23 protein-coding genes are annotated in these 25,471 nt (G+C 36.0%); 2 read left to right on the top strand and 21 right to left on the bottom strand.

Going from position 1 to position 25,471, the window contains the following annotated elements; translation table 11 throughout:
* Positions 1-368: 368 nt before the first annotated feature.
* The 13 genes from MKX96_RS09130 to MKX96_RS09070 all read right to left on the bottom strand — a co-directional run bounded on the left by MKX96_RS09130 (position 369) and on the right by MKX96_RS09070 (position 13,700).
* Positions 369-902, bottom strand: a complete 534-nt coding sequence (locus tag MKX96_RS09130) for a SpoIIIAH-like family protein (protein ID WP_169358133.1) — start codon at positions 900-902, stop codon at positions 369-371.
* Between the two features lies 1 nt (position 903).
* Positions 904-1,338, bottom strand: coding sequence for a hypothetical protein (locus tag MKX96_RS09125; RefSeq protein WP_340883271.1), 435 nt, complete (start codon positions 1,336-1,338; stop codon positions 904-906).
* A 200-nt stretch (positions 1,339-1,538) separates the two neighbouring features.
* Positions 1,539-2,450 (bottom strand): stage III sporulation protein AE, encoded by a 912-nt coding sequence (locus MKX96_RS09120; RefSeq protein WP_169358131.1) that lies wholly within the window; start codon positions 2,448-2,450, stop codon positions 1,539-1,541.
* Between the two features lie 401 nt (positions 2,451-2,851).
* Positions 2,852-3,061, bottom strand: coding sequence for a SpoIIIAC/SpoIIIAD family protein (locus MKX96_RS09115; RefSeq protein ID WP_144536004.1), 210 nt, complete (start codon positions 3,059-3,061; stop codon positions 2,852-2,854).
* Between the two features lie 285 nt (positions 3,062-3,346).
* Positions 3,347-3,904, bottom strand: a complete 558-nt coding sequence (efp, locus tag MKX96_RS09110; protein ID WP_340883270.1) for an elongation factor P — start codon at positions 3,902-3,904, stop codon at positions 3,347-3,349.
* A gap of 15 nt (positions 3,905-3,919) precedes the next feature.
* The gene (locus tag MKX96_RS09105) at positions 3,920-4,984 is read right to left on the bottom strand and encodes a M24 family metallopeptidase (protein WP_340883269.1); all 1,065 of its coding nucleotides are present in this window, start codon (positions 4,982-4,984) and stop codon (positions 3,920-3,922) included.
* A 70-nt stretch (positions 4,985-5,054) separates the two neighbouring features.
* A complete protein-coding gene (locus MKX96_RS09100) occupies positions 5,055-5,477 on the bottom strand; it encodes a DNA helicase (RefSeq protein WP_340883268.1) in 423 nt (140 codons plus the stop codon).
* A gap of 442 nt (positions 5,478-5,919) precedes the next feature.
* Positions 5,920-6,687, bottom strand: a complete 768-nt coding sequence (locus MKX96_RS09095; RefSeq protein ID WP_340883267.1) for an HAD family hydrolase — start codon at positions 6,685-6,687, stop codon at positions 5,920-5,922.
* Positions 6,687-7,511, bottom strand: a complete 825-nt coding sequence (locus MKX96_RS09090; RefSeq protein WP_340883266.1) for a carbohydrate ABC transporter permease — start codon at positions 7,509-7,511, stop codon at positions 6,687-6,689. The genes MKX96_RS09095 and MKX96_RS09090 overlap by 1 nt, the downstream gene beginning before the upstream one ends.
* A 12-nt stretch (positions 7,512-7,523) precedes the next feature.
* Positions 7,524-8,486, bottom strand: a complete 963-nt coding sequence (locus MKX96_RS09085; RefSeq protein WP_340883265.1) for a carbohydrate ABC transporter permease — start codon at positions 8,484-8,486, stop codon at positions 7,524-7,526.
* A 69-nt stretch (positions 8,487-8,555) separates the two neighbouring features.
* Positions 8,556-9,842, bottom strand: coding sequence for an ABC transporter substrate-binding protein (locus MKX96_RS09080; protein WP_340883264.1), 1,287 nt, complete (start codon positions 9,840-9,842; stop codon positions 8,556-8,558).
* Positions 9,843-10,137: 295 nt separating this feature from the next.
* Positions 10,138-12,705 carry a vitamin B12-dependent ribonucleotide reductase gene (locus MKX96_RS09075; protein ID WP_298472699.1) on the bottom strand — a complete coding sequence of 856 codons (2,568 nt, stop codon included), beginning with the start codon at positions 12,703-12,705 and terminating at the stop codon, positions 10,138-10,140.
* A 158-nt stretch (positions 12,706-12,863) separates the two neighbouring features.
* Positions 12,864-13,700 carry a lipoate--protein ligase family protein gene (locus MKX96_RS09070; RefSeq protein WP_340883263.1) on the bottom strand — a complete coding sequence of 279 codons (837 nt, stop codon included), beginning with the start codon at positions 13,698-13,700 and terminating at the stop codon, positions 12,864-12,866.
* A gap of 103 nt (positions 13,701-13,803) precedes the next feature.
* On the opposite strand from MKX96_RS09070, the gene MKX96_RS09065 reads away from it, so the two are divergent.
* Together MKX96_RS09065 and MKX96_RS09060 are read left to right on the top strand one after the other, a co-directional pair.
* On the top strand, positions 13,804-14,187 hold the full coding sequence (locus tag MKX96_RS09065; protein ID WP_169358126.1) for a rhodanese-like domain-containing protein: 384 nt from the start codon (positions 13,804-13,806) through the stop codon (positions 14,185-14,187).
* Between the two features lie 73 nt (positions 14,188-14,260).
* On the top strand, positions 14,261-15,523 hold the full coding sequence (locus MKX96_RS09060; RefSeq protein WP_340883262.1) for an ATP-binding protein: 1,263 nt from the start codon (positions 14,261-14,263) through the stop codon (positions 15,521-15,523).
* Positions 15,524-15,767: 244 nt separating this feature from the next.
* Here MKX96_RS09060 and MKX96_RS09055 read toward each other — a convergent pair whose 3' ends face one another.
* From MKX96_RS09055 to gcvT, 8 genes are all read right to left on the bottom strand, one after another.
* Positions 15,768-16,556, bottom strand: a complete 789-nt coding sequence (locus MKX96_RS09055) for an alpha/beta fold hydrolase (RefSeq protein WP_340883261.1) — start codon at positions 16,554-16,556, stop codon at positions 15,768-15,770.
* Positions 16,511-18,466: an ABC transporter permease subunit gene (locus MKX96_RS09050; protein ID WP_340883260.1), complete on the bottom strand. Its 1,956-nt coding sequence runs from the start codon at positions 18,464-18,466 to the stop codon at positions 16,511-16,513. The genes MKX96_RS09055 and MKX96_RS09050 overlap by 46 nt, the downstream gene beginning before the upstream one ends.
* Positions 18,467-18,749: 283 nt before the next feature.
* Positions 18,750-19,412, bottom strand: coding sequence for a suppressor of fused domain protein (locus MKX96_RS09045; protein ID WP_340883259.1), 663 nt, complete (start codon positions 19,410-19,412; stop codon positions 18,750-18,752).
* A 196-nt stretch (positions 19,413-19,608) separates the two neighbouring features.
* Positions 19,609-20,175, bottom strand: coding sequence for an NUDIX hydrolase (locus tag MKX96_RS09040; RefSeq protein ID WP_340885951.1), 567 nt, complete (start codon positions 20,173-20,175; stop codon positions 19,609-19,611).
* Between the two features lie 377 nt (positions 20,176-20,552).
* On the bottom strand, positions 20,553-21,047 hold the full coding sequence (locus MKX96_RS09035; RefSeq protein ID WP_340883258.1) for a hypothetical protein: 495 nt from the start codon (positions 21,045-21,047) through the stop codon (positions 20,553-20,555).
* Positions 21,048-21,450: 403 nt separating this feature from the next.
* Positions 21,451-22,911, bottom strand: coding sequence for an aminomethyl-transferring glycine dehydrogenase subunit GcvPB (gene gcvPB, locus MKX96_RS09030; protein WP_169358121.1), 1,461 nt, complete (start codon positions 22,909-22,911; stop codon positions 21,451-21,453).
* Positions 22,904-24,253: an aminomethyl-transferring glycine dehydrogenase subunit GcvPA gene (gcvPA, locus tag MKX96_RS09025; protein WP_340885949.1), complete on the bottom strand. Its 1,350-nt coding sequence runs from the start codon at positions 24,251-24,253 to the stop codon at positions 22,904-22,906. Before gcvPA ends, gcvPB begins: the two co-directional genes overlap by 8 nt.
* Positions 24,254-24,277: 24 nt before the next feature.
* Positions 24,278-25,423: a glycine cleavage system aminomethyltransferase GcvT gene (gene gcvT / locus MKX96_RS09020; protein WP_340883257.1), complete on the bottom strand. Its 1,146-nt coding sequence runs from the start codon at positions 25,421-25,423 to the stop codon at positions 24,278-24,280.
* Between the last annotated feature and the right edge of the window lie 48 nt (positions 25,424-25,471).

Below are 25,471 nucleotides of genomic sequence, written 5' to 3'. Positions count from 1 at the left end.
TTCAAGTGGCTATTTAGAACATAAATAGATGATGAAATTTAAGTTGGTTACAGTTTTTTCAGCTTTGTTTATGCGAGTAAATTAATTAGCACTTTATCGATGCTAAAGCTGTTCCCATTTATTGATTGCAGCGCCAGACGGCGACTCCAGCGGGAGGAGGGAGACAGATAAGACATCACAACCACGCGCGTCAGCGATGGGTGGTGGCTTATCGCTCCCCCCGCGGAAAGCGTCCGACTGGTGCGGAAATCAATTCTACTCTCTGCTTTAGGATTTCTTTGCATTAAAAAAGGACTATTCATATACAACAATTCCGCGTTATAACTAATTGAAAACAAAAGAAAAAGTGCCCTTTAAAGGCACTTTTGTTATAGTCCGTCAAATTTCACTTCGACATTGTATGCTTGAGGGTATTCTCGCTTTACTGCGTATATAATAGCATCAGCCTTTTTGGAAGATTGTTCATTTGAAACTACATCGATCAGCACTTTGTTTTGGTCAATACGAACAAGTGCATCGTCATATCCTAATGATTTTATAATTAGCTCCAACATCGCTTCTGTAGAGTTTATCTTTACTAATTGTTCAATTTCGTTGTATGCTTCATTTTTTTCTTCAGGAGAGAAATCATTTGAAGCGACCTTAGATTCTAATTGCTCATGTAACTGTGAACGTTTTTCCTGCACTTCCATACGTAATTCTTCATATTGATTACTGTGAGAAACAAACGATTCTTCATTTGTTGAGGATGTTTCTACCAATTTCACATCATCAACTGAGTCATTAGAAAATAGGGCTATTCCATCAAAAGGGGATGGCTTTTCTGTTGCATAATACACCGTCACTACTGCCACTAAGCTTAGTAAAGTTAAAAACCATACGGATCTTTTTTTAATGTTCATATCATTTATCCTCCAATTCCATTTCTTCTATTACTATTCGATGTGGAGATATTTGCAATACAGATGAAAGGGTTTTAATAAGATTATTTTTTATACGTTTATCGCTCGCTCCTTCCGCAACTACCAGTATTCCAATCAGTTCTTCTTTTTCCATCTTGCTGTCACTTGTCCATTGGAAAAATGATAAATCACTTTCCGTTTTATTTTCAGCTCGTTCTGCGTAATGAAAGTAAATAGATACTTTTCCAACCCCATGGATTTTTTCCAATATAGCGGAAAGCTCATCTTTTGTGTGAACCTCTGGTGGGCTAGTGTTTTTATTTACATCATCCGTCAGTCCGAAAATCTCTGAAAATAAGAGACTAATAACCAAAACCGCTAAACTTATTATTACAAAACGAAAAGTGGGTTTTTTTTTTAATGAGATAGTGTTCACCCTTCTTTTCATATTGGATAACATACTTTATGCAGGACAATCTATTTATATGAAGAAAAAGGAGATAATCCATGAGATTATAGAAAGTTTTATAAGAAAGCTCGTCTTCTCCTTGTCCAAATGATCAATTAGAATAGATAGAATCTCTCCGATTATGACAATCATTAAAATCCCATATAGTAATGTAGAGAAGTTAAACATTATCCCTTCACACCTATCAATAATTTGGCGAAAAGCATGATTAATATCACTGTAAAGAAAAAGGCAAAGGCTATTAATACGGAAATGATAGAAAGTACAAATAGCGTTTTTCCAATATCGTCTAATAGACCACTAATTTGTCCATCTACAAAAGGCTCAAGAATAGCACTTAGAAATCGATAGAGAAAAGCAATCAGGATCGTTTGAATAGTTGGAATAGAAATTAGAACTAGAATTGATATCAAAACAGAATTCCCAGTGACAGCAGCAGCAGTAGATGAGTAGCTTTTCATCGTACTAATACTCTCTGTAAGCAAGGAACCGACAAAGGGAATATTATTGGAGATTAATCTCTTTACTGTTTCGTTTACAGCACCACTTACTGACCAGGTTACTACACCGTTTACGGTTATAAACAGACTATATAATACGAGAATAATAGAGGTAGCCCCAACTAAAGTCATTCGTATTAGGTCAGACATTCGAGAAAAAGATATAGAAGGTTGAATTCTAGTCATAAGATCGAATATAAAGGCTGACAATAAGGCTGGAATCATAATCTTGTCTGCCACAATACTAGTAAAAGAGGCGAAGAGCATTACAACTGGATTCCATAAAGTTATAAGAAAAGCGCCACCCGAAAGTGCTATTCCAGCAGTTAATACTGGATAGACTCCTATAAACACATTAACGAGTTCACCTGTTACTACTTGAATCATCTTTACAGAGCGAAAAGCTGGCTCTAAGCAATAAAAACAAATAATAAGAATAAACAATAACTTAAATAATCGCTTGCTACTGGGAATAAGCCATTCTAAACACATAAATACAAAACCGAACAGGAGAATATAAACAAACGTTTGCAGTACTTCTTTCGCGGGTTGCAAGATTGTTGCAATTAATTCTTCCATTACTGCTCATTCCTTCAAGAGAGTAGTCCCATAAATGAAAAAAAATTTTGATAGAATGGTTCCATATGCTGAATCCATACAACAAGTAATATTGCCTTGGTCGTAATTGTAATTAGTGAGGCTAAACTAGTATATTCATAGTCTTCCAGTAACTCTTCTATTATTTGTGAGATAAATAAAAGGATTACTGAAAATAATAGCAATTTCACAATAGGCAGAATTGCGGCCGGTACGTTTGAAATATACTGGTTTATAAAAGGAATAATGACCGAAGTGGAGAGGTAGGTTAAAAAAAGAAAAATATAAATAGTATAAATTAGGGAATGAAATTTGGGGTAGGTTTCTTTAACTAACTGCAACAAGCAAAATGCAACAATGATAGTAATATAGACAATCATTTGTTAACTCGTCATAACAAGCCATTCTAAAAATGAGGAAATTTCATAAAAGAACAGCCGCAGCAAACGTAGTAACTCAATAGTCATGTAAATATACCCCACAAAAAACAAGAAGAATGCAAACTCTTTTTTTCCAGTCGATTCAAAAAACAAGTGAAGAATTGCTATCAATAAGCCTATACCCGCAACTCGAAGTACATCGTGAAGTTCCACAATGCCTCCCCCTTCCCTATTACGTACTATATGTTGGACAGGTGGAGAATATGAACATACGGTTTGAAATTTACGAGTAATTGAGTGGCTATTTTCACTAGAAATATTGACTGACCTATATCCTTCAAGGGAGTGTTTAGTGAGTTTCAACTAATTTGTTCTGGTTGATGATTACTCTAGTGATTCAGGTTTGCAGGATGCTACTGTGCCATTTTCGATTTTTCCTTGCATGCCCAAAAAAAAAGACATCAAGAGGTTTCCCTCTTGATGTCTTTAAAAAGTCTCTTAAGCTCTTGAAACGTATGAACCTTCATCTGTATTAATAATTAGCTTGTCACCAACATTAATAAATAGAGGTACTGTTACAACTAAACCAGTTTCTAATTTAGCAGTTTTAGATCCACCACCAGAAGTATCGCCTTTGATCCCTGGTTCTGTTTCAATAACTTCTAGTGTTACTGATTTTGGTAACTCTACTCCAAGTGTTTCTCCTTGGTATTGGATTACTTGTAATTCCATGTTTTCACGTAGGAATTTTAGTTCATATTCGATTTGGTTTTCATTAAGCTCTAATTGCTCGTATGAATCTGTATCCATGAATACATGTTGATCTCCACTTGCATAAAGATATTGCATTTTTTTGTTATCAATTTGTGCTTTTTCTACTTTTTCACCAGCACGGAATGTTTTTTCGTTCACAGAGCCGTTACGTAAGTTTCTAAGTTTTGAACGAACAAACGCTGCCCCTTTACCAGGCTTTACGTGTTGGAAATCAAGAACACGGTAAAGAACACCATCTACTAAAATTGTTAAACCTGTTTTAAAATCATTTACTGAAATCATTTATTTCCCTCCAAATTACGATAATATAAGTAGCTCTTTCGTCGAATGTGTTAACTTCTCTAATCCATTCTCCGTAACTAGTGCGTCATCTTCTATGCGCACCCCACCGATGTTCGGCAGATAAATTCCCGGTTCAATTGTTATAACCATTCCTGGCTCTAAAACAATGTCTGATCGGAAGGATAAACCAGGTCCTTCATGTACCTCAAGACCAATACCATGACCAAGTGAATGACCAAATGCCTCACCATATCCTTTTGACGCAATATAGTCTCGTGCAATAGCATCCGCTTCTTTACCTGTCATTCCTGGTTGAACCTTTTCAAGAGCTAATAATTGAGCATCTAAAACTACTTGATAAATTTCTTTTAGTTTTTCACTCGGCTCTCCTACTGCAACTGTACGAGTAGTATCAGAAATATAACCGTTGTAAAGTGCTCCGAAATCTAATGTTACAAAATCGCCAACTTCAATTACTTTATCTGTTGCTACACCATGTGGCAATGCAGAACGCGTACCTGAAGCTACTATTGTATCAAAAGAAGAGGAGGTAGCGCCACGTTTACGCATAAAGAATTCTAGTTCATTCGAGACTTGAAGTTCTGTCATGCCGGGTTTTATGTAAGTCACGATATGCTCATATGCCTCATCTGCAATACGACAAGCTGCCTTTATTATACTAATCTCTTCGTCCGTCTTTATCAAGCGAATTTTTTCTACTACACCTGATAGAGGTACTAAATCTGCTGAAACAGCTTGTTTATATAATTCGTATACACCATATGTTACGTCATCTTTTTCAAAGCCAAGTGATTTAATACCCATTTCGTTTACTTGGTGGGAAATTTCCTCTATCAACGTTTTAGTATGTTGAACTATACGGAAATCCTTAATTTGACTAGCAGCTTGTTCTGTATATCTGAAGTCTGTAATAAAAACTGCATCATTTTTAGAAACTATGGCTACACCCGCTGTCCCAGTGAATCCGGTAATATACCGACGGCTGTAATCATTTGTTATTAATAATGCGTCAACGCCTCTTTCTTCTAATGCTAAACGCAGCTTTTCTAATTTCATCAATTTCCCTCTCCCCATATTCAAAATAAACACTATAGTCTATTTTATCATAGTAAAGAAGGGTGGTAAATTTTCATTTTCTGATGGGCTGATCCTTAGAATGAAAAATAGCTGACTCCATTAGAAAACGCATTCCAATAACTACAATACAAATAAATGGTATGGATAGTTTCTTCATCGTTTTAAGCACTGTAGGGGCATCGATAATTAACCACTCAACAACAAATGCTAAAAGTATCCCAAAAATAAGACTAGATATAGCAATCGGTACTTTGGCAGTTAAAATACTTATATAATAAATAACTATACTAATAGCCCAAATAACTAGAAATAAAACCAACCATCGTAAGTACACATTGGTATCCTCAAACATCTCGAAGGATTTTGAAAAACCTACTGGATTCCATTTAATAAAACTGAATAAGTGTAAAAATTTAAGTAACGCAGTAATGCCAATAGCCGCAGCCAAACTGGTTAATACCGATAAACTTTTCATTTCTGCTCTCCTCCTTTTAGAGACAGTTTGTACCTTTTCTTGTTTTACTAAACAAATAGCTAGAACATTTCTTCAAAAGAGGTTACGTAACATTAAGCGTCATGAAAGCGGGTAGAAAGTTCTCATCCAAAAATCATTCTCGGAAGTTCTACCGCTTTGTATAATTTTGGGGTTCTCTTTCAAATTTCAGTAGTTGTTTTTCGTTACAGCAGTTGCTTTCCGGGCACTGCTCCAATCTCCTCGTCGCTTTGCTCCTAATAAGGCCCCCTGTTCCCGCAAGAGTCGCCGTCTCCACAACTAGAATGAGGAGAATTCCAAATAGCTGCCTTAAAAAGAAAAAACGCGAAATCATGATACTGATTTCACATTTTTTAACTTATTGACTAGTTATGTCCCAGTCTTTTGAAAGGAACAAGTTTTGTTTACAAACATTGTTAATTCCTCACAAAACATCAATTAACTCTCGTATTGAATAAATAACGATATCTGGTATAGGTAAATTAGGAATTTCACTAGTCTTCGTGCCAGTTTCTTTTTGCCACTTGTGTTTATATAACTCTAAAAAAATTGGGTCTTTATTTCTTTCAAAAGGGGAACTATTTTGTAATTGTTTTGGAAGATCACGATAAATGAAAACTGATTTAATATTTATTTGAGCTGCTAAATACACATCATGATCAATTCTATCTCCTACGTGAGCAACCACCTTCCCTTTCTTCATTAAAGACTCAATAATCTTAATATTTGGCTTGGCACAATGTCCTTTTTCCGGAGTAATAAAATAATCAAATAAACCACTCAATTGCAAATGCTCAACTACAGGAAGTTGATACTTTGCATGACCATTCGTTATAACCGCAAGTCTATATCCACTTTTTTTCAACTGATTTAATATTTCTATAACATTTGTTTCCAGTAGTTTAATTTTTGGAGATACTGAATGCTTTTTTACAAGTTCCTCGATATTAACTTCACAATCAATCCCGCTACCATGGAGAAATTCTACTAATATATTATCCCAGTCATATGCTTCCACACTTTTATTTTGTTTCATACGGTTGATATGTTCAGAAAACATTGCATTTTTCACTTCTATCTTTCTCTTCGCCGCAGTTGATACTATCTCCTCGATTTCAGGGAAAACCCATTCTACAAATGGATTTTGCATAAGTGTCCCATCAAGATCAAAGGTAATCCATCGTTCATTCATTACTTCATCGCTCCTGACGTCAAACCATCTATAAACAATCTAGAGGCAAAAATAAATGCTAATAATAAGGGTAATGATGAGATTGTCAATCCTGAAAATAGCAGATTCCACTCTGTATCATACTCACCGAAAAGGGTTAACATTCCGATTGGAATAGTTCTAAGTTCATCAGTTTTAATAAAAATTAAGGGATAAAAAAAGTCATTCCAAACATTTACTAAATTAACAATTCCCACTATTGCTATTGATGGCTTCATTAATGGTAAAACAATTTTGTAGTATACTTGAAAATCATTACATCCATCTAATCTCGCAGATTGTTCTAAATCTTTAGGGAGGGTTTTAAAGAAACCGTAAAACAAAAATACAGCAAAAGGAATCCCACCAGCCACATAAACAGCAATTAATGAATAATGGGTATCTAATAATCCAAAATCTCTCATAATCAAATAAAGTGGAATAATCGCAAGTTTCATAGGTAACATTAGACCAATCATAAAAAAGAACAGAATAAATGCATTCCACTTGAACGAATATCTGGACAAATAAAAGGCAGCTAAGGACGACACAAAAATCACTATGAATACAGAAGCTGAACTAACAAGGATACTATTCCATATGTAATCTGAAAAATTAACTTTTTCCCAAACAATTTGATAATTTTCAAATGATAGCTTTTTTGGTAAACCCAGAGGAGATGTGAAAATTTCAAGTTTAGATTTAAAGGATGAACTAATCATTAAAAAAATAGGATAAGCAATAATAAAAGTCATTATAATTAAAATAAAATACTTTAATAACTGTACATACCATTTTGTCCTCATGCCTTCTCCCTCCTACCTCTCAAAGTCTTTTCGCTTGAAATAAAACATTAGGATAGCTGTTGAACAAGCAATGATTAAAAATAGTACAACTGCAATTGCAGAACCTAAACCTATTGATTGTCCTCCATCAGCTGACCCGAATGCTAACCGGTAAAAATATGTACCTAAAACATCCGTAGAATAATATGGTCCGCCTGAAGAGCCTTGCAATGCAAAAATGAGTTCAAAAGTTTCGAAGCTACCTATAAATGTTAAAACAGCCATAGTCATGATTGCAGTCATTGTCATTGGAATCGTTACTTTAAAAATTAATTTTAAGCCCGAAGCGCCATCTATTTTGGCAGCTTCAAAAATTTCTTTATCTATAGTTTGTAAACTTGCTAAAAAAATCAACATAGAGAAACCAATACCAGCCCAGCTACTAATAAGAATAATTGTAATAAGAGCTGTATTTGTACTACCTAACCAAGGCTGTGCTAAAAAGTCCAACCCTACCGCCTTTAACATTACGTTTAATGCTCCGGATGTTGGATTAAGTATTAAGTTAAATAAAAAACCAATCACGATTACTGAAAGAAGTTTCGGAAGGAAGAAAATGGTCTTGAAAAATTCCTTTCCTTTTAGCCTACTATTAATAATTAAAGCTAAGATATATGCAATTACTAATTCAGAAAATACATTGACTATAAAGAATATCCAATTATGTTTAAATGCATTATAAAAAGTTTCTTTAAAGGGTGATTCGGTAAATATCAAAATAAAGTTATCAATTCCAATAAAGGTATCCCGATTGAAGCCATTCCATGAATAAAAGCTGTTTATTACAGCCGTAATAAGTGGATAAAGCTGAAATATTCCATATAATAAGACCGCAGGTAATAGAAATAAATGAACAAGATGTTTTTTAAAATTAAAATTTTTCTTGAATTTCCTATTAGCAGCACCCATAGATTTCGAAGGCTTAATTTCTACCATTTTATCCCTCCTTAAAATAATTTAGAGCTGAAATTCAGCTCTAAATTAAATTGAATAAATTTACTTCACTTATTTACCGGCTGCTCTATCAGCATTTAGTTGAGACTCTTGAATAACAGCCTCTACCGATAATTCATCTAGATACATACCTTGTAGTGCATTCTCAAAAGTTGTTTTTGTTGTTGGCTCACCTTCACCAAAATGAACTAGCATTAAATATGGAGTTGAGTGCTTTTCACTAGCCTCTGAAACTAATTTAACCAGTGGATGCTGAGGTTCTACTCCATTCACTGCACTTAACCTATTTGATTCGTTTGTAAAAATTTGACCAAACTCTGATGATGTTAAAAATTCCATAAATAACTTTGCTTCTTCTTGATACTCAGAATTTTTAACAGCTGCGTAGGATCCATCCACCCAAGTCACTACTGCAGGATCTTCACTCTCTTCGTTAGACAGACCCGGAATGATACCAACAGGTAAATCCGGAGCAGTAGTCTCAATATTACTCAACCGATAGTCTCCGTTAATGTACATGGCTGCTTGCTCGGTGAAAAACAATGTTTGTGCATCTGAATCTTCCAATGCGATAAAATCTTTCGGGAAAAATTCCTTTAATTCACCCATTCTTTTAACTGATTCCACAAATTTATTATCTTTTAAATTTGTACTTCCAGATATAATTTTTTCTACATATGCATTATTGTCATAAGCACCAGGTGCGATGACTCCGTGGGTCATCGACAACAAGTATGCAGCTCTTCCCGATTGAGCAATTGGAATTATATCTGCATCCTTAAGCTTTTTACATGCTTCTATAAACTCGACCCATGTTTTAGGCTCTTTTATGCCATTCTCTTCTAGAAGTTTTTTATTATAAAAAATAACACCGGCATTTAAAGATAAAGGTACACCATAAACCTTGCCGTCACTGCCTTTAGCTGCATCCAGATAAGTTTCGCTAATATTATCAATTCCATTAAGATCATCTAACGCAAGAAGGTATTCGTTATCAGCTATAGATTTAGCTCCACTGTATGGTCGAAGTTGAATAATATCAGGTCCATCTCCAGAAATCAGTGCATTTGATAGTATCGTATTATACTCAGTAGATTTATATGGCTGAAAATCTATTTTAATATGAGGGTAAGTTTCTTGAAACTTCGTAATTGCCTTTTCATACATTTCTCGGTCCTCTGGTCTCCAGCTATACATAACCAAATTTACTTCCTCTAGAGTTTTTCCTCCATCGGTTTCTTTGTTCCCGTTGCTTGATGTCTCATCACTGCACCCAAAAACTAATAAGCTTAAAATAAATAGAAGAAAAATTTTAGTCATTAACCTTTTTGTTTGCATACAATCAATCCCCTTTCGAATTATTTTGAATATTAACATAATTCAAATATAAGAGAATACATATCGAGCGTCAATATAAAATTTTAGAATTATTTTATATATTTGAAATAAAATACCAAAATAATATTTTAATCTATATAAGTATGATGATGTTGATTTTAAGAAGCACCTATCCCTTATTTAGGTGTTTTGGACATAATAAAACCCCTTTGGATAAAATAATCCAAAGGGGTGTAATTTTATTTGAAATTGTACAAACTTAATTCAAATCCATATCAAATGCTCTCTATAAAATTTACAGTCCACATTTCAACTGGGCATTACAATTTGTACAAGTGTTGCATCCGCCCATTTCCTCTACCGTTCCTTTACGGCAGACAGGACAGGTATTACCAACCTCTGAACCGATTGTAACGTTAGTAGAACGTATATCTTGAATCGTATCAATTAATACGATTGGACGTTTTTCCATCACTTTTTCTTCCTTCACCGTATCATCGTTTACAGTGTTTTCTTCCGCCTTAAGGGTAAGAACTTGGGAGTCACGGCTTCCATCCACATATACTGTTCCGCCTTTTGCTCCACCATTATATAGACGTTCGTAAACACCTTCTACTTGTTCTACTGTATATCCTCGAGGAGCATTTACAGTCTTCGAAATAGAGCTATCAATCCAACGTTGAATGATACATTGTACGTCTGCATGGGCTTCTGGTGGCAATTCCATTGCGGTTACAAACCAATTAGGTAATTCATCTTCTTTGGTATCCGGATTTGCATCCAAGTATTCTTGTACAATATCCGCTTTTACCTCGATAAATTTACCTAAACGACCACTACGGTAATACGTAAATGAATAATAAGGTTCTAAACCAGTAGAAACTCCAACCATAGTACCCGTGGATCCAGTAGGTGCAACAGTCAATAAGTGAGAATTGCGGATACCTTTTTCAAGTACAGCTTCACGAATCTCCTGTGGCATTGTTTGCATAAATCCAGTTTCCGTAAATGCCTTACGAAGTCTGTTCGTTTCCTCTTCTGTTTCTCCAGTCAAGAACGGGAAGCTACCTCTTTCGTTTGCTAGGTCTGCAGATGTTTCGTACGCAGCTATAGCAATCGTCTTGAAGATTTCATCAACAAGAAGATTTCCTTCCTCAGAGCCGTATTCTTTTTGGCAATAGATTAAAAGGTCAGCTAATCCCATGACACCTAGACCTACACGTCTTTCACCAAGTGCTTGAACTTTATTTTCCTCTAAGAAATAAGGCGTAGCATCGATTACGTTATCTTGCATACGAACTCCCACACGAACAGTTTCTTTTAATGCTTCAAAATCAACTGTTTTTGTATCTTTGTTAGCAAACTGAGCTAGGTTGACTGCTGCAAGGTTACATACTGAATACGGAGCAAGTGGCTGCTCTCCACATGGGTTTGTTGCAACAACCTTTTGACCATATGCAGTTGCATTTGTTTTTTCGTTAGCATTATCGATAAAGAATACGCCTGGCTCAGCAGAGTAAGTTGCACAAATATTGATTAAGTTCCACAATTCTTTCGCTTTCACTGTGCGATATGTACGAACCTTGTAGCCCATACGCTCCCACTCACGAACATCACCAATTTTGTGCCAATTTTCGTTATAAAAAGCCATCTCTTCTTCTGTATAAGTTTCTGTTGCAGGGAAGCGAAGAGCGAAGTCTTCATCTTTTTCTACAGCTTTCATGAAATCCTCAGTTAAAGTTACAGAAATATTCGCTCCTGTTAAAAACTCCGGATTGTGAACAGAAAAAGTTCCGCCATCTCTTAGTTTCGTTTGAGCATCGCGTATGATTTCATCGCTAAATCCACCTAAACCAGGGATGTGTTGGTAGTTTACAATTCCTTGGTACATTGCTTCCTCTTGTGCAGTTAGCGGCTTAAACTTAAGCTTGTCCTTTGCAAGTTGTTTGATTGTTTCATCATTTGTGTTCTCAATCAAGAAGCGAAGAATACGTGGGTTTTGCATTTTAGAAATGATAAACTCTGCGATGTCTGGATGCCAGTCTGCAAGCATAATCATTTGAGCACCGCGTCTTGAACCGCCTTGTTCAACTAGGTGCGTCAGCTTAGCAATGTCATCTAACCAAGAAACCGAACCTGAAGACTTACCATTAACTCCTCGAGCTAAAGTATTACGAGGACGTAATGTAGATCCGTTTGTTCCAACTCCACCACCACGACTCATGATCTCCATCACTTGTTTTCGATGATCACTGATGCCTTCACGTGAGTCAGCAACAAAAGGCATAACGTAACAATTAAAGTAAGTTACATCTGTACCTGTACCTGCTCCATATAGCACTCGTCCAGCTGGGATAAATTTTAGCGATACTAATTGCTGATAGAACTTTTCGAACCATTCTGCTCTTTTTTCTTCTGTCACTTCAACAGAAGCTAGTCCAGTCGCATTACGCTTAGCAATTTGCTCATAGAAAACCTCCAAAGGTTTTTCAATAACACTTAAAGGACGGCGTACGATTCCTGATTTAACTTTAGTACTATCATCGATTGCACTACGATAATCTTCCTCGATTAAAACTTCTGCCGTTTTATCTTCCTGGTTAATGGATACAATATAACCAAGACCTCGTGCAGGAAATTTAGGGTCTTCTTTCACCGTTAATACGACAAAATCCCCTACTTTTAGTGTTTTCTTTTCGGTATCCTTGAATGAATATCGATCAATCATCACCAAACGTGACACACCTTTGTGTGTTAGATTCATATCTTCTGTTATTGGATGTACTTGAGGAAATAATTCGATATCGTGATTTAATTCTTTTACATTTAATTTTATTTGAGATTCATTTGTAGTAGTTACCAATTCTTTTCCTCCTTTCTACAACTCGTATTGACACAAGATGTAGTAGTTTCATTTATCATACGGCACTACATATAGAGGTGTAAAGCAATTTAGTTCTTCAAATTAATTTTTAAGTATTAATTCCTATACCTCATATTCTCCATATGTCTTTCATACTTTTATTTTTTAAAATTCCAGGCGTCATTTGCATAACGCCGTCTTTCCAGCATTTTCACGTATTCATTTTGTTCATTATTTAAATGAAATGGCACCAATTCAATGTTTAAGGCTTCCGAAAATCCCTTTTTAAAAGCACCCTTACATATGTCTATTGGTATCGATTTTTGTAATAATTTGTTTATAGCAACAGCTTTTTGATTAATGCTATTTTTCACTTTTTCCCGGACTTCATCGGAAGAAAATTTGAAAGTCTGCACAAGTTTTTCATCATCTAAGTCTAAAAGAATTGCACCATGCTGAAGTATAACACCCTTTTGTCTAGTTTGAGCACTTCCAGCTACTTTCCTGCCTTCTACTACGAGCTCATACCAGCTTGGTGTGTCAAAGCAAACAGCAGTTTTCGGACTTTTTAAGGCTTGTAGTTTATCTGGAGTATTAGGAATAGAAAAATAAGCCTCTAATCCCAGACTTTGAAATCCCTTTAATAGTCCTTCACTGATCACTCGATAAGCTTCTGTCACTGTTGCTGGCATATCTGGATAGTTTTCCGAAACAATCACGCTATATGTAAGTTCATGTTCATGAAGAACTCCTCGTCCTCCCGTCGGTCTGCGGACAAATCCTAAACCGAGCCTTTTAACTGCTTCCATATCTATCTCTTTTTCTACCGATTGAAAGTAACCAATCGATAGAGTTGCAGGATTCCATTCATAGAATCGAATCACTGGTGGAATCAACCCTTCACTATGCCAATCTAAAAGGGCCTCGTCAAGCGCCATATTATAGGACGGGGCGCACGGACCTGAATCAATAAAATACCATTTTGTCTTTTTCAAACTTTCTCCCCCCTAACAACGCTATTCATTTTACCAAAATGATTGAATTGTATCTAGCAAATCTTTTATAATAGATAATGGAAGTATAGAAAGGGGAAAGACCGTGTTAGAGACTCTTTATATTATTATAGCAATATTGGTCGTATTATTAGTTTATGCAGGAATTTCAGCATACCGACTAAAGAAAACAGTTACAAACCTTACGCAGGAGCAATTCATCGAGGGCTATCGTAAAGCTCAATTAATCGATGTACGCGAGCCTAAAGAATTTGATGGTGGCCATATCCTTGGAGCAAGAAATATTCCTTCCTCACAGTTAAGACAACGCCACAAAGAAATTCGCCCAGACAAACCAGTATATCTGTATTGTCAAAATGGTGCAAGAAGTGGACGTGCAGCTATGTTCTTAAAGAAAAAAGGTCATACGCAACTTAACCAGTTACAAGGCGGCTTTAAGGGCTGGACCGGCAAAATCAAATCTAAATAGTATAACATAAGGTTCTTCTTAACAAGAGGAACCTTTTTTGTTTAGAGCTTACACTAAGGGGGCATGAACTACTATGAAAGTATTATTTTCCCATGAAGAACAATTTCGGGAGATTCATCCAAGTTATGAGGATTTTGCTATTCTGACAAGACGAATCACTAATCTTTTAAATGAGGAACAGGCAGGCAACTGGCAAATAGTCAACATTGACAATCAATTTAATCAATTAGATACTAGTCTAATCGAAATGATGGAACATCAATTGATTCCTTATAAAATTTTAGCAAATATTTACGACACTAAGCCTTTAAGTAAAATCTCCAGTAAATCTTTACTTTCCATGGAAAACCATTTGGAAATTGTGAGTACATTTGAAAATACACTTGTTTTGTTTCCAGATTATCAAGTAGCTATCACAATGGCATTTAACTACTCTGAAGGAAACTCTTGGCCGGAATACTTCTTCTTTTCAACTTCACCTAAAGCTGCCCTATTCTTTTTAGAAGAGATAAATGAAAAGCTTCGTGAGCTTCTTATGCAGTCTGTTACTTTTTTAGTAGACACAGAGCACGGGGTGCAACGAAGAAAATATAGTGAACAAGCAGTTGTTCCACGAGAAGAAGTTTTACTAGAGAATCATATTAAACAAGATATTTTTCGTTCAATCGATGAATTTTTCAAAGAGGATGGACATTTTTTCAAGGATTATGGCCTTCCCTACAAAAGAGGGATATTACTATATGGTTCCCCTGGTAATGGAAAGACTACATTAGTTAAATCTATAACCGGATCTACTAATGCCCCCGTTGTGTATTGGCAAATCACTGAGTTCACAGGAAGTCACTCCATCCAAGAGGTTTTTGGAATTGTTTCTAGATTAGCCCCAGCTATTCTGGTGATTGAGGACATTGACTCGATGCCCGAGTATACAAGATCTGTCTTTTTAAACACATTAGACGGAACACAATCTAGAGAGGGTCTATTTATCATTGGAACAACTAACTACCCACAGAAGATTGATCCAGCATTAATTAACCGTGCCGGAAGATTCGATCGTGCATATGAGATTCCTTCACCACCCCAACAAGTGAGAGAAAATTATTTACGTAAGCTTGATATAAAGAAGATTCTTCTTGACCACGTCTTAGTAGATATAGCTAAACGATCAAAAGGCTTATCCGTTTCTCAACTAAACGAGCTGTACATGTCCATTGCACTAAACTGGCATTATGATGGTAAGCTGGAATACGAAACACGGATCGACGAGCTGATTAAACAAAATAAACGAACCATAAAAAATGACTGGGAAGAAGACAATCATTCTATTGGTTTTTAGAAAAAGCAAAACACTCCTAACACTAAAAAAGGGAGTGTTTTGCTTTTTTTAAGATAACATTTAAGGTAAAAAGCATACGACAATTAAATTTTAACTTAAAAAAATATTGAGTTTCTTCTATATATTAGAAGAATTTTGCGTTAATAAAAATTCTGAATAGTAGTTGGGATGCAATGAAACATTCTAACAGTCATTCTTCTTACTAGATTACGTGATTCCTGGTTAAAGAAGCTCCATTATTAGTTCAACATTTCGTTATTACTTTAGTGTTCAGAAGTAGTCCTGCACCTTCTAACCAGTTTTCTAATATATCATTAAAAAACTCTGGAGCTGCTAATGGAATTCCATGACCAATACCAGTGATAGTAATTGCCTGAGCCCTGTCTTGCTTGCATAAAAGGTCAATTGCTGAACTTTTCATCACTTTTCTTTCTTTCTCGCCTACTGTTATTAAAAGCCTTGCTTTTACGTCAGAGTAGGAATCTGGTACTTGAAAAGACATATTCTCTTCTAGAACCATTGTCAATGTATCTAAAGACATTCGATTGCTATCTTTAAAGTATTTTTCAAAAAGGCTTGGACCAATATACAATTGTTTAGCTTGTAGCTTGGAAAAGAATCTATATTTTATCAAAGGATATGTTAACTTTATAGTAGGTTTAACCATTTCCTTTCCAAATGGTACTTTTCTTACGAGAGCACTGTTAATCATTGCATAATCGATTAAATTGGGAGACTGACTAAGCATCTGAATCGCAATTTGGGCACCAAGTGAAAATCCCACGACTATTATCTTTTTATCTTCTTTTTTTCCCTCAAGTAAGTGTAAGAGTTGAAATGCGCAATCTTTAATAGAGACAAAATCAGTCTCCCTACTACGACCATGCCCTGGGAGATCAGGTACTATACAATGATATTTTTCTTTAAAGTACTGAACCTGTTCGTCCCACATCCAACCTCCGACCCCGCCGCCATGTAGAAAGAAAATTATTTGTTCATTTTGTTCGCCATCTTCCTTGTAATATAAAGCCATTTAAACTCCCGCCGTTTCTTTTGTATACCTAACTGCATTTGTTTTTCTGTGAAGCCCTCTGCTATCTTCTGAAAGCTAAAGATAAGCAGCATAAATATAGCTAATGGTGGTAGAATCAGCCATAGTTGTCTCGTTAAAAATACTTCCTTTGCAATAGATATCATTCCAGATAATTCGTAAATGACTGGAGAGAGTCTAGCACTATCTGGAAAGCTTATCGCTCCACCGACAAAAATAGATAAAACCCCTAAATGTACTAGTGTTTGAAGTACTTGTACTACATGCTGAGACCAATATAACCAAAGCTTTCTTCCTATTTGTGGGTTGATATGCTTCAGAATAACCCATATTAATGACCCGCCCATTACAGCAGAACTTTGCACATATTCTTTTTTTATTGCCTCATTCATTTCATTCCCTATAAGACTAGTAGTTATGGGGAGGACTAACACGGACATGATCAAAACTTGGATGAAAAGCCTTTCTCCTAAGCTTGTTTCTAAGCCACTTGTTGAAATAGTTAAAATTGGTAAAAGTAATATAAACATTAATAATGTTAAAGGTAAAAAGTGCATACCATCGGCGATACTATTTATTACCTTCCTCCATCTTTCGTTCAGAAAGAACGCATATAGAATTCCTAGTAAATATCCGCCGCCTACTCTGATCGTAGCGATTAACACAGTCATACCAATTGTATATTTTGTTCCAACAAGCAGTTGCTGAAGAATAGAATATCCATATGGATCTGTACCAAAAATAATACTACTAGATGGAGGAAGTGGTGGCCTACCGATAAGCCTACAGTTCTCACCATATAAAAAATTTACCTGCTCTACATAGTCATGAAAGATAAAATAATAGGCGATGGACACACTGAATAGTCCAACAATTATTAATGCAGGAATTGTTATATCCAGACGTTGTCTGGAGAATATATTGAAGCTCCGTGTATGTGCCTTATTTTTGTATCGAAAAATTGCTTTCCACTGCAGTCGATCTAAGAGTGGCACTCGTAACCCTTCAAATATAACGCTTTTTTCCTGTCGACCCCTTTTAACCAGATTTTCAACAACCGAATAGAATAGAAAAAATGGTATGAATATCGATAGTAATATGAAAGTAATACCCTTTGGACTAAAATCATTCGTTAAATAGTGTAGAATCCCTTCTATCCCAAAAAGATACTCTACTATGAACAAGGAGGACAAAGTGAGCCAGACGATTGATTTTGATTGAAAGAAGACACTCTGCAGAACATTACGGGTACAGTGCTTAATCAGCACCTCGAGATTAGAAAGCCCCTTGGATCTAGCAAGCTCTACATATGGCTGGTCCAGCTCTTGTTTAAATAAAAGCACCAATAATTTATAAAACAAAATGGCTGGCATCACCGATAGGCAAATGATAGGAGCCGCATAAACCCTTTCTCCTCCTAAGCTATAAAAAGAAAGGAGTCGTAAACCTGTCATCGTATACAGTTGTACTACGGCTAATTGAATAAGAAATATGTATGCAAAATCAGGAATCGCACTTAGTATATTTGCAAATCGTAGTAAAAGCTTTTGGACCGGACCATTTGAAATAGTCGTAAAAATAGCTAATATAAATGAAATGAAAAAGGAAAACACAAAAGAGACTATCAATATAGTCATAGAATAGAAATAAGGACCCTTCAAGTATTCCGATATGCTAATCGGAATAATCTCCATTGTTTGCATTACGAGATAGCTAAGATGCCATTCAGATGGTAAAAACAAACTTTTACATACCTCAAAAATTGTTCGTAAATAGAAAGAAAAGTCAAAGAGGCTACCTACTTGAAACAAAACGATGGGAACGCAGCTAATTAAAATAATCCCAATAATACCTAAAAGAAATTTACCTAATATATTAATCCATCTGTGCATATTGTTCCCCCTAGGTAGACCTCTTCTATCGCTCTCTAAGGGTATACGAACCTATTTAGGTAAAAGTTTCAAAAATGTTAAATATTTGTTTCTTAATCATAAATTATCTTTTTCCTCTTTGATTTTGGAGGATGCAATTCCGTTGGGTAACTGATAAAACACCTCCAGTCGCTGTCGCTCGTAAGCTTGTAGCATCTTAACATTCTCATCCCACTGGAATCCTCTCTTACTTACCTCTACAAACAATAAGAAAATGTTGGTGTTTTTTGTAGTTGACGTTATATCAAATATACGACTGAGTTCTTTTCATATCAGTAATGAAATAAGGGTTATCTTTCTTCATTCTCTCAGAAAGAAGCACTACCTTACTTGGATCCTCTATTAAACTCTCTAATTCCCTCTGGGTGATTCCAACCAATTGAAGGAAGTCAACTCTACCATGGAGGCTATCCACCCCTGAGACCTCTGGGTCACCCAAAACAAGTAACGCTGTAATTGCAGAGTCTACTCCAATATGGATAGAACCCCCATTGCCAGCAACATACTGAAACGGCTCAAAAGGTTTTTTCTGCGTATATGTATAGTTGGCAAGATTAGAAAGCATGGATACCGCCCATAAACAATCCTCTACATTTTCCTCTGCCAATTTTATTGTCATTTCATATCCCCAACCACTCCATTTACCCCCAAATGATTGATCATTCACATATAAGTCGGTCATCCCATAAGTCACCATATGCTTGTACCCATTAGGTGACTGATAAATACTATATCCATCAATATATTGGTCTCCACCTAACCAAGCACGAGCATGTAAATCTGTCCCAAAATGAGCCGGCTCTTGATTCGGATACAACTCCTCAAAGACTCTATCTATTACATCCCATCCTGGTGACCAATCCTCTTGTTCCGCTGCTCGCTTTTTATACTCTTCTAGGTTCATCATAATATCTTCCTTTCGCCTTTACCTTTTATTAATGCTACGAAAAAATAGCAAATTAGTTTCAAATATAGGAGATTCTATTTCCTTCACCAACAATAAGAAAATCAAGACCTATTACTTTAGCTCAATAAAAAAGAGTTTACTCCTTCTGGAAGTAAAGCACCCAAAGTTTAAGTGTATAGTTTGGCAAACATCCTTATTATTTTATAATGAATAAACCTGAATGTTCTTTTAACAATTTTGAAAGAAACAATAGTTGAGGAAAAGGTGTTAAAACCAAATCTCTATTTATATTTCCTTTTAAGATCGCTTTTCCATTTTGTTTCATAAAATCAATTAAAGTAATTTTATTATTACAGATAAAATGAACATCTTTTGGAGTTAGTAGTAGAAGTCCATTCGTTTCTGAAGAGGGATTTGGTTCATTCTCAGAGTAGGAAAGATACATAATTGATAAAGATTCCTTTTCATTTCCTATAACTAAAATTGGAGCTATTTCCTCGCCTAGCTTTATTATGGCAGGCTTATTTCCCCACTCACTTATATGATATGTTACTGGAGAATTTAGTGGAGTTATTTTCATTGAAGCCTCTTCAAAAACTTCACGTCTAGCTGTCTGTAATGCGGTTTCTTCAAATTCTTTATGACCTCCGAGTCTAACTACCCCAAGTCTATCTGCCTCTTTTGTAGGACCTACCTGAAAAATAAACAACCCCCGATATAAAACGTAAGCACCTGATGTTTTTACATTTTGATTAATATTAATGTTAATCACTACTCCCCTTATAATTACATGATTGATAAGAATCCTAATCCTCCATGTTTATTCTCTACTCGTATTTCCTATTTCAATAATCCGAGACTTTAAAATAACAAGAAAAAGAATTCACTCTTCCTTGAAGTAACGCATCTGTTAGGGAAATCCATACTTTAGGCTCACTATTCAGTAGTATTCTTTAAAATCCCAAAATTCATAATAAGCAATATAGCTACAATTCCAATTCCATTTTTATGATATTACACAATATTAACTCCACGTTTCACATTCCTATTTTTATTCTTGGAACAAATTTAACTTATTCAACACAAATGCAAAAAACCTTTAATGGATTATTTCACTAACGCACCGGTTAATTGAATAAGTTAGTGGATATTTATGTAGAAAAAATAGCTTACCTTTCCTTCTTCCCAGTTTGCTAAGACTTGGAATATAACTTTCCCTTTGAGCTGTGAAAGATCTAATTCCTCATAAGTCCCAGTTATATTATGTTCCGATTCCCAAATTATGAACTGATAATCGATTGGAGATCTTTCAAATTTTAGTGTAACTTCTGAATTGGAATCTACTTTCGTTACCTTATCAATATTCCCTAAACTTGGTGGCGGCATAGTTTCTGTCTCTATGGCAGCCATGGAGCCTTCATTTTCGTCGTAATAACTCCAAGAGTAACCGAGTAAAAATGTTCTAATAGCCTCTTCGCCAATCGAGATTGTTAAAGTTGGGGGTGATTTGGATGTCATTTTATTTTCTACTGTACCTTTGTCATTATGAAGGTTTTCAATTCTTTCTTCCTTACTCGAACATCCCATTATGAGTGTATTAAGCAACAAGAAATAAACTACTATCTTGACTTTCAATTAGATCCCTCCCCCCTTTCTTTATCAGTCGATACAAATATCCAAAAGTTACATATGTTATTCTTAAGCTATTCAAAATCAAAAACAAAATCCTTCTATTACTAACCGACGACGATATTTTAATAAAAAAAAGCTTTACCCTTTCTTGATGTAAAGCATCCATTAATTGAATAAAGAATTTCAATTTAACTTCGAAACTGATCGCAAATATAATTTATTTTTAAACTAATCTATAAGACTTCCACTAATCTTTATACTGCATTAATGATAAAACGTACTTTTTAAACAGATGTCAGATGTAGCCTATTAGCCTACATGTCACCACCATACCATTTAAAACAATTAACCTTCCTTTTAACATAGCCATAGAAAAAAGTGCGACCCTTAAGGATCGCACTTTTCATTATGCTTTAGTGTATCGCAGTACTGGCTTACGTGCAGCTTTTGTTTCGTCTAAACGATTGATCACTGTTGTATGTGGTGCATTTTGAACGATTTCTGGGTTTTCTTCAACCTCTTTAGCAATTTGAATCATTGCATCACAGAATGCATCTAACGTTTCTTTGGATTCTGTTTCAGTAGGCTCAATCATCATGCCTTCTTCTACGTTCAATGGGAAGTAGATTGTTGGTGGATGATAACCAAAGTCTAACAGACGCTTAGCCATATCTAATGTACGAACGCCTAATTTCTTTTGACGACGTCCACTTAATACGAATTCATGCTTACAATGACGGTTGTATGGAAGGTCGTAATAAGCTTCCAAGCGTCTCATCATATAGTTAGCATTTAACACAGCGTATTCTGTTACTGCCTTTAGACCATCTGGGCCCATAGAACGAATATATGTGTACGCACGCACATTGATACCAAAGTTACCGTAGAACGGTTTCACTCGGCCAATAGATTGTGGACGGTTATAGTCAAACGTATATTTATTATCTTCTTTTACAAGAACTGGACTTGGAAGGAAGGGAATCAGATCCGCTTTCACTCCAACTGGTCCAGAACCCGGACCTCCACCACCATGAGGGCCAGTAAACGTCTTATGCAAGTTTAAATGAACACAGTCAAAGCCCATATCTCCTGGTCGCGCTTTAGACATAACGGCATTTAAGTTGGCACCATCGTAATAAAGCTTACCGCCTACCCCGTGAATGATTTCTGCTAGCTCTAGGATATGTTCTTCAAATAAACCTAACGTGTTTGGGTTAGTAAGCATCAAGGCAGCTGTATCAGGCCCAGCAACACGACGTAGATCTTCTAAGTCTACTAAGCCGTCCTCATTAGACTTAACAGTAATAGTTTCGAATCCAGCTACTGTTGCAGATGCTGGATTTGTACCATGCGCAGAGTCAGGTACGATTACCTTCGTGCGCTGTGTATCCCCATTCGATTCATGGAAAGCACGAATCATCATCAGCGCTGTCCACTCACCGTGGGCACCGGCTGCTGGTTGAAGTGTAACTTCATCCATACCAGTTATTTCAACTAGAGATGTTTGTAATTCATATAATAGTTCCATTGCACCTTGAACAGTTGACTCTTCTTGAAGTGGGTGAATGTTTGCAAATCCAGGGAATCTTGCAACAGATTCATTGATTTTCGGGTTGTATTTCATCGTACAAGAACCAAGTGGATAGAATCCTGTATCCACACCATGGTTTCGGTTAGATAAAGCTGTATAGTGACGCATAATGTCAAGCTCAGATACTTCTGGAAGCTCTGCCTCTTCTTCACGTAACATCCCTGCAGGCAAGATGGATGACAAATCTACTTCTGGAACATCTAGCTCAGGTAGGCTATATCCTACTCGACCTTCTTTTGTTATTTCAAAAATTAGTGGTTGATTGTCCTTATGCATAAAGAGCCCCCATTTCTTGCACGAGTGCATCTATTTCTTCTTTTGTGCGTTGTTCTGTTACTGCAACTAATACGTGGTTTTTCAAATCCGAGTTGATACGACCCAAATCAAATCCACCAATTATACCTTTTTCTAAAAGCTTACTATTTGCATCAGCTACTGAGCCATTCACTTTCACGACGATTTCATTAAAATGAGCTCCTTGGAAAGGTACTTCAAAACCAGCTTTTTCAAATGCTAGCTTTGCATAGTGGGTCTTTGTTATATTTTGAATAGCCATTTCTTTTACACCTTTTTTACCAAGAGCTGTCATCGCTACAGATGCAGCAAGTGCATTTAAAGCTTGGTTAGAACAGATATTAGAAGTAGCTTTGTCACGACGAATGTGCTGTTCACGCGCTTGTAATGTTAAGACAAACCCGCGGCGACCTTCCTCATCTGTTGTTTCTCCAACCAAACGTCCAGGGACCTTACGCATCAGCTTTGAAGTTACTGCGAAGTAACCACAATGTGGTCCACCAAATGCTTCTGCAATACCAAAAGGCTGTGCATCCCCTACTGTAATATCTGCACCAAACTTACCAGGTGGTGTTAAAGCACCTAATGCAAGAGGATTAGCTGAAACAACGAACAACGCTTTTTTCTCATGTGTTACTTGTTCAATTTTTGCTAGGTCTTCAATTTGACCAAAGAAGTTAGGATATTGAACCATAACTGCTGCTGTATCCTCATCGACTGCTTCTTCTAGCTTAACTAAGTCTGTAACCCCATCTTTCATTGGTACAGTAACAACCTCTACATTTTGACCCTTTGCATAAACCTTCACTACATCAATATACTCCGGATGGATTGCCTCAGAAACAACTAACTTTTTGCGCTTTGTGTGTCCTGCTGCAAGGTTACCCGCTTCAGCAAGCGCAGTACCTCCGTCATACATAGAGGAGTTTGCAAGATCCATTCCAGTCAATTCGCAAATCATCGTTTGGAATTCAAAAATAGCTTGAAGCTCCCCTTGAGAAATCTCAGGTTGATATGGTGTATAAGCTGTATAAAATTCAGAGCGTGAAATAACATGATCCACAATGATTGGCTTAAAATGATCATATACTCCAGCACCTAAGAAAGACGCATATTGTCTACTATCTGCATTTTTAGCAGCTAGCTGGCTTAATTCCTTAAGAAGAGCAGATTCTGCTTTAGCAGGTTTAATATTATATTCCCCTTTAAAACGAACCTTTTCTGGGATATCTGCAAACAATTCATCAATAGAAGAAATGCCGATTACGTCTAACATTTCTTTTTGATCTTGTTCAGTCATTGGTAAATAACGATGCTGCTTCATCAATGGACAACCTCTTTCTTTGTCTTATTTTTCTCTTTTATAAAACGGAGTAGCTACAGTTACTGCTTTTAATCGTTTGTTACGTATTTCAATTTCAAGTTCCTGTCCAATTTCAGCAAATGTTGCGTCAATTAAAGCTAGACCGATATTCTTTTTAGATGTAGGTGATTGCGTCCCGGTAGTAACAAAACCAATTTGAACTCCATCTTTGTATACTGGATAACCAGTACGTGGAATTCCTTTATCGATCATTTCGATTCCAATACTCTTTCTCGGAACACCATTTTCTTTTTGTTCTACCAATACTGACTTCCCATTAAAATCCTGCTCTTTATTCAGTTTCACTACGAATCCAAGCCCTGCTTCCAATGGAGTAATATCTTTAGATAATTCTTGACCATATAACGGCAGGCAAGCTTCAAAGCGTAATGTGTCTCGAGCTCCAAGCCCACATGGAAGTAATCCTTCCTCTTTACCTGCCTCTAGTATGCTGCTCCATAAATCTGTTAGATCATTACTAGATGCATAGATTTCAAAACCATCTTCTCCCGTATAACCAGTGCGAGACACGATTACTTCTTTGCCAGCGACTTCTACTTTGTCTTTAAAGCGGAAAAATTTAATTTCTGCTAAATCCTGTGTCGTTAACTTTTGAAGAATTTCTTGTGCTTTTGGACCTTGCAAAGCTAATAGTCCATAGTCATTGGAGCTATCATTTAACTCAACATCATCTATAAGATTTTCTTTCATCCACTCAAAATCTTTTTCTATATTACCAGCATTCACAACCAATAAATAATGCTGATCCTCTAGCTTATAAACTAATAGGTCGTCAACAATTCCGCCGTCTTTATAACACATTACATTATACTGTGCTTGACCATTAACTAATTTAGAAATGTCATTGGTAACTAAACCTTGTATGTAGTTTTCACTTTGTGGCCCACTTACGAAAATTTCTCCCATATGGGAAACATCAAACAATCCAGCCTTCGTACGAACAGCTTCGTGCTCTTCCTTAATACTTGAAAACTGAACAGGTAATTCCCAGCCACCAAAATCGATTGTTTTTCCTCCATACGATGAATAGACATCATACAACGGCGTTCGTTTTAACTGTTCTGACAATTTAAATTCCTCCTTTAAATAGGTAGAAAAAGCATAGGGCATTAAAGGTACATGGTTTGAAAATCACAAAAAGGACAGAAAACCCCCTTT

It is taken from the genome of Psychrobacillus sp. FSL W7-1493, from assembly GCF_038004905.1.
GTDB lineage: Bacteria > Bacillota > Bacilli > Bacillales_A > Planococcaceae > Psychrobacillus.
The sequence above is the reverse complement of the archived record's forward strand: the minus strand, read 5'-3'. Positions and strand labels throughout refer to the sequence as shown.